This is a genomic window from Deltaproteobacteria bacterium GWA2_45_12, from assembly GCA_001797365.1.
GTDB lineage: Bacteria > UBA10199 > UBA10199 > UBA10199 > UBA10199 > UBA10199.
Genome location: MGPH01000059.1, coordinates 1 through 5,630, shown reverse-complemented (window position 1 = coordinate 5,630; position 5,630 = coordinate 1). Strand labels below are relative to the sequence as shown.

The window sequence follows — 5,630 nt, the reverse complement described above, 5'->3', positions numbered from 1 at the left end:
GGTATAAAGCCTCTCGCCTCCCCATTGCATCCCTCCCTTGGCTTCAATTTCTGGGTAGGTCATGGATGAATAATCGCAAAGCCTCCCTTTGGAAACCCGCTTCCACTCTTCGAAAGCGTCCTGCGGTTTTGTCCATCCACGGAAGAGAGTCTCGTAGCAGCCGCGTCTTCTGGCAACTTCCAAAAAAATATCGAAATCGGATTTGGCTTGTCCTGGAGGATCGAGTGCCTTATTCACTTTGGACACACGGCGTTCCGAGTTGGTGTAGGTTCCCTCTTTTTCTCCCCACATCGCTGCCGGCAAAACCAGATCAGCCAGCTCGGTTGTGGGAGTTGGGTGAAAACCATCCTGCACGACCAAAAAATCGAGTCGCGAGATGGCATCTTTTAAAAGACTCTGATTGGGATAGGAAACAAAGGGATTGGTCCCTAAAATCCACAACGCCTTGATTTCCCCTTGAATGATGGCTTCAATGATATCGGGATAAGCCTTCCCTCTTTTGGTTGGGAGAGTTTCGACCGGGATATTCCAGATTTTGGCTAACTCGCTGCGATCGCCCACCTCTTCAAATTTTCGATAACCGGGAAGGCTCGAGGCAAAGCCCGCCTCGCGCGTTCCCATCGCGTTACATTGGCCGGTGATCGAAAAAGGGGAAGCGCCGGGACGGCCAATATTTCCGGTGATAAGCGCCAGATTATTGATGGCGTTGACCGTTTGGGTCCCTTGAGTGGAGTGATTGACTCCCATTGTCCAAGCAATGGTTGCAGCGACTGCATCGCCATAGGCGTAAGCAACGCGTTTGATCAATTCGGCATCGAGGCCCGTTACTTTTGAAACATGGGAGAGAGTGTATTTTTGAAGGTGAAGATAAAGTTCCCTAAAACCAACGGTGGAGTTCTGGATGGTGGGAAGATCAATTTTTCCCGCATCGATCAAGATTTTGGCGATTCCATTGAGTAGGACCAGGTCAGATCTGGGTTTGAGTGGCAAATAAATATCAGCCAACATCGCCGTTTTTGAAATACGCGGATCAGCCACAATGAGAGTCCGATTTTTATTTTTCTTCAAATGCTGCCAAAGGATCGGATGATTGTCGGCAATATTGGCTCCGATGAGAAAAAGACAGTCGGTCAAGGCCAAATCGTCGTAACAACCCGGAGGCCCATCGCTCCCGAACGAACGTTTGTACCCCGAGACGGCAGTCGCCATGCAGAGGGTCGTGTTTCCATCGTAGTTGGTTGTCTTAAATCCAAGCTGGATCAGTTTTCCCAAAGTATAAAATTCTTCGGTAACAAACTGTCCCGTGCTTAAGACTCCCAGCGCCTGATTTCCATAATTTTGCTGAACACCCACAAATCGATCCACCAAAGTGTTGAGAGCGTTATCCCAACTCACCGGTCGGAGTTTTTCCCGGATTTTCAGCAAAGGACGGGTGGCGCGGCCTTTCGCATGGATAAACTGATGCTCCGAGAGCCCCTTGGGGCAAAGCGCTCCTTCATTGACGGGATGATCCCTATCTCCCTTAACAGCAACGGCTCGGCCGTTCCTGACTCCCAGGAACATTCCGCACCCGACCGAGCAATATCCGCAGGTTGTCTTGACCCATTTTTCCGGAATTTTTACTTGAGAAAGATAACCGAATTGGGGATCGAGGCCATACCGGTACTTTTCGGCGGCGGTGTCAATTCCAAGAAATCGGGAGATTTTTTTAATCGGCGAAATCATGTCAAAAGTAGCCCTCTGGTCTTTTTTTCGGAACGACGGTTACAAAAAATAGGTAACGGCCAGTCAGTTCGCTGGCCAGTGTCAGAATCATGAGGGTGGTCAGGCAGACAGCCAGTGTGGAAATCTCCAGGCTTGCATGGAGGACGAGGTTAAACAAGACCAGCGGCACCAGCAGAAGTGTCATCAGCAAAACACCCAACCGCGAAAGAAAGAGGATCCTGAATCGTTCAGTCAGCATTCGGGCCGAGGCTTGTAATTCCGGTTCATCCTTATTTAAGGAATGAAAAATTTTGACGATAATCCCCCCTAACTGAACAAAGCCCGCCAGAATTAAAATAGATGCCAGAAAAAGACCGACAATTTTAAATGTGGGTAGAATCTCATTCCAGGCGATCGTTTGCCCTTTCAGGCTCCAAACAAAAACGGCGAGAGACAACAGAGGTCCCAAAATAAATGACGTCGCCATGAAGGCGATGGGGGTGCGCCTGCTATCCCATGAGGGACGCGCTGGAACCCTATAGATCATTGCCGAGCAATAAACCCCCGCGAGTCCAAACAGCATGACGAAAATTCCAATGAGACCGCGAAGCAAAAAGGGAAGCGGATAAAAACGTTGCCAGGCCAGTACACTATAAACCACGGCAGCGAAGGCAAAGAGTGAGAAGAAAAGAACCTCGCGAGAAAGCCACGAACGTCTCCACATTTTGAGAGCCCGGATGGCATGAAGGGGACGCCCCAGATGAAAAAAAGAGGTGTTCAAGGCCAGAACAACAGTTCCCAGCATGGCCAAATGGGCAATTTTCAAGAATTGCTCAAAAAATGCCGGAAGGTTTTTGAAATATCCCAACCATTCCAAAGTCAACAGAGATCCAAATCCGCCGACGGACAATTGTGTCAGAACGGTGAGAAAAATTAATGAATAGTGGGGATGTTCGGGTGCAATGCGGTAGGAATCAATTCGCTTCAAATCCAAACCGTCTTTCTTGGGAGGGATTATCCGGGTTGAAGATTGGGTGATCGAGGCATCAGGCACTCCCGGTGCATTGGCTTCCAACACTCGCCCCTCTGCAAATGCGGTTTTCCATTCTTCCACATCATAGTGTTCGATCTTGAGTGCGTCAGACGGGCAGGTCTCTACACACGCCGGGTTTTGACCCTTCTCGATCCGTCCGTGACACATGTCACATTTGGTGACCATGCCCCGTTCCACATTAAACTGGGGCGCTCCGTAAGGACAATTCCAAGTGCAATACTGACAACCGATGCAGGCATTGTCTTTCATCCGGACAACGCCCGTTTTTTCATCCTTGTAATAAGCGTCCACGGGGCAACCGTTCAGGCAAGCCGGATCGCCACAGTGGTTGCATGACATCGAGATGTAGGAGCGTTTCGTATCCGGAAAATCCCCCCCCTCAATTTCACCCACCTGCCGCCATTTCACCTCTGGCGGATTATTGTTTTGCTCGTGACAGGCCACTTCACAACACTTGCATCCGATGCACTTGGTGGCATCAAAGTGAAAGCGGTAGTTTTCGCCCGGCTTGAGCGGTATGAGAGGACGATGATCCGTCAAAGGACAGCTCCTTCCATTTGATTCCACTTTTTTCTCCACGTCCCTTTGACGACCCATAAAATCGAAAAAGCGGCCAAACAGGAGAGGCCAAAGATAAGAAAGCCGATGCCGTAACTGGCCCAACGGTCCTTTAAGGCGCCGAGCGCAAACGGAAGAAGAAAGCCTCCAAATCCGCCAAAGGTCCCGACAAGACCGGTAATGGTACCGATCTCACGAGGGAACCGTTGAGGCACCAACTGAAAAATAGCGCCGTTTCCCATTCCCAAAAGAAGCATGGTGATAAACAGCAAGGGCACGATCAGCGGCAAGACGGGCAGTTGAGAAACAAGGAAAAGGCAGATGGCAATTCCCGTATACAGGAAAGAGAGCGTGCGAATGCCACCGATGCGATCAGAAATGTAGCCTCCGAGCGGACGGCAAAAGCTTCCGGCAAAAACGCAGAGGGCCGTTAGGCTTCCCGCCGTCACACGCGAAACATCATACTGGTCGGTGAAAAAAATCGGCAGGAAGCTGGCGAGCCCGACAAATCCACCAAAGGTGATCATGTAAAAAAAACAGAATAAGAGCGCATCGGTTTCTTTTAAGGGACGGAAGTAGCGCAGAAAAGGGATGGCTGGAGGGTGGTTGGGGCTGTCCTTGGTAAAAAGGGCAAAATAGGCCATCACCAAAAATAAAGGGATGAGGGCAAAACCAAAAACGGCATGCCAGCCGTAACCTTCAGCCAGTCGTGGGGCAAAAAAGGCGGCCAGCACTGTGCCGCTGTTTCCAGCCCCGGCGATTCCCATTGCCAATCCTTGGTGTTCCGGCGGATACCACCTAGATGCCATCGGAAGTGCCACGGCAAAACTAGCCCCGGCGATACCCAGAAAAAGACCGATGATATAGATCTGAGGCATTGTCTTTCCTGTGAGGAAGGCCAACAAAAGCGGAATAACGGTAAGGGCCATCCCCATCAGGGCTGTTTTTTTGGATCCGATATGATCAGCCAAAACTCCCAGCGGCAACCTCAGGAGAGACCCTCCCAAAATGGGGATCGCCACCACAAGCCCCTTGGCAGTTGCACTCAAGCCAAAATCTTTGGCGATGAAAGCTCCAAGAGCCCCAATGAGAACCCAGATCATGAAGCTGATGTCAAAATAGAGAAAGGCTCCAAGAAGTGTTGGAATATGTCCCGCTTTTTTGAAGTTTTTTAAATGCATAAATACTCCCTTGTTGTTGAGGTTTTTTAAAGTATGACTCATTGCGTTAGCAATACGTGTGCCAAAGCAACTAAGTTAAAAAGATAAGTAATTTGGACGCTTAATAAAAATTGTCTTTGAAAAGAGGGGAGCTTGCATGCCTTGAAAAGAGGCATATGCCTAAGAAGTGGTCATATAAAAGCTTTATCCCCGAAACTTTTCCTGCTAGGCCTCGGGTCACCTGAAACACCGTTGAGGTTTTCCATGAAGTTTTCTGGTTCCAATTTTTTCTTAAAATTTTTTCTGGCTCTCGGCATTATTTTAAGCTCTTCCGCCTGTCATCAAGGGGCGGCACCCTCTGATTTACCCAATAAAGAAGAAAAAATACCACTTCCCGATCCGGGCAACGGCCCGCCTCCCCCTGTGCAGTCGCCGTCGCCGCCGGTTTTGTTTTTGACATTGCAGGCTACGGGAACGTTCAATTCAGTCACCAGCCAGTTTGATGTGAACGGTCTTGTGACTGATCAGAATAACCAGGGTTTTGGTGGGGCGGAGGTGATGATAAGGAACAGTAGAACTCAGGAAAACGATCAGACAGTAAGCCAAAATAATGGCCAATTTGAGGGCTCTGTTGCTGCAGAGGTTGGAGATACGGTTTTGGTGAAGGCAAGGGATCCTTCAACAGGTGTTGAAAGTAACGAGGTTGAATTGTTGGTCGTGTTTGGGACCACCGACGGGCAACTCTCACGCCCTGAAAAACTGGCAAGCTACGATACAAATGAGAAACACTATTTGTTTGTTACTGATCACAGTGGACAAAGAATCCAGGTTTTTGAAACAAGGAATGAACAATTAATTTTTGTTACCCAGTTTGGAAAATATGGAGAGAACGCCGAAGATTTTAATCATATACGTAAAATGACAATTCGTGGAGATGGCACTGTTTTTCTCATCGATGAAAAAAAGGTAAAAGTTCTCAAATTTAAAGATGAGTGTTTAAGGTATATCACTCAATTTAATGAGGAAGATTTTGTCGGGCCAGACGATATTAATCGGAATCTTTGGATAGACGAACGCTGGACTGCGCCCCGTCAACTGGAGAGTTGGCGTCAGAAGTTGAGATGGGGGTTGCAGTCGTTAGTTTTTGTTTTCCA

3 protein-coding genes and 1 pseudogene are annotated in these 5,630 nt (G+C 48.7%); 1 reads left to right on the top strand and 3 read right to left on the bottom strand.

Annotation, left to right across the window (positions count from 1 at the left end; genetic code table 11):
• From A2048_03030 to A2048_03020, 3 genes are all read right to left on the bottom strand, one after another.
• Positions 1 to 1,725: molybdopterin oxidoreductase (locus A2048_03030; GenBank protein OGP07722.1), on the bottom strand; the 1,725-nt coding region annotated here is incomplete at its 3' end.
• 1 nt (position 1,726) lies between these two features.
• Positions 1,727 to 3,298 carry a hypothetical protein gene (locus A2048_03025; GenBank protein OGP07721.1) on the bottom strand — a complete coding sequence of 524 codons (1,572 nt, stop codon included), beginning with the start codon at positions 3,296 to 3,298 and terminating at the stop codon, positions 1,727 to 1,729.
• Positions 3,295 to 4,497, bottom strand: a complete 1,203-nt coding sequence (locus A2048_03020; protein OGP07720.1) for an MFS transporter — start codon at positions 4,495 to 4,497, stop codon at positions 3,295 to 3,297. Before A2048_03020 ends, A2048_03025 begins: the two co-directional genes overlap by 4 nt.
• Positions 4,498 to 4,740: 243 nt before the next feature.
• Between A2048_03020 and A2048_03015 the strand changes: the two are divergent.
• A pseudogene (locus tag A2048_03015) lies at positions 4,741 to 5,630 on the top strand (hypothetical protein).

Excerpts from the sequence above, each read along its gene's own strand:
- A2048_03020 (OGP07720.1), bottom strand. The coding sequence starts at position 4,497 with ATGCATTTAAAAAACTTCAAAAAAGCGGGACATATTCCAACACTTCTT.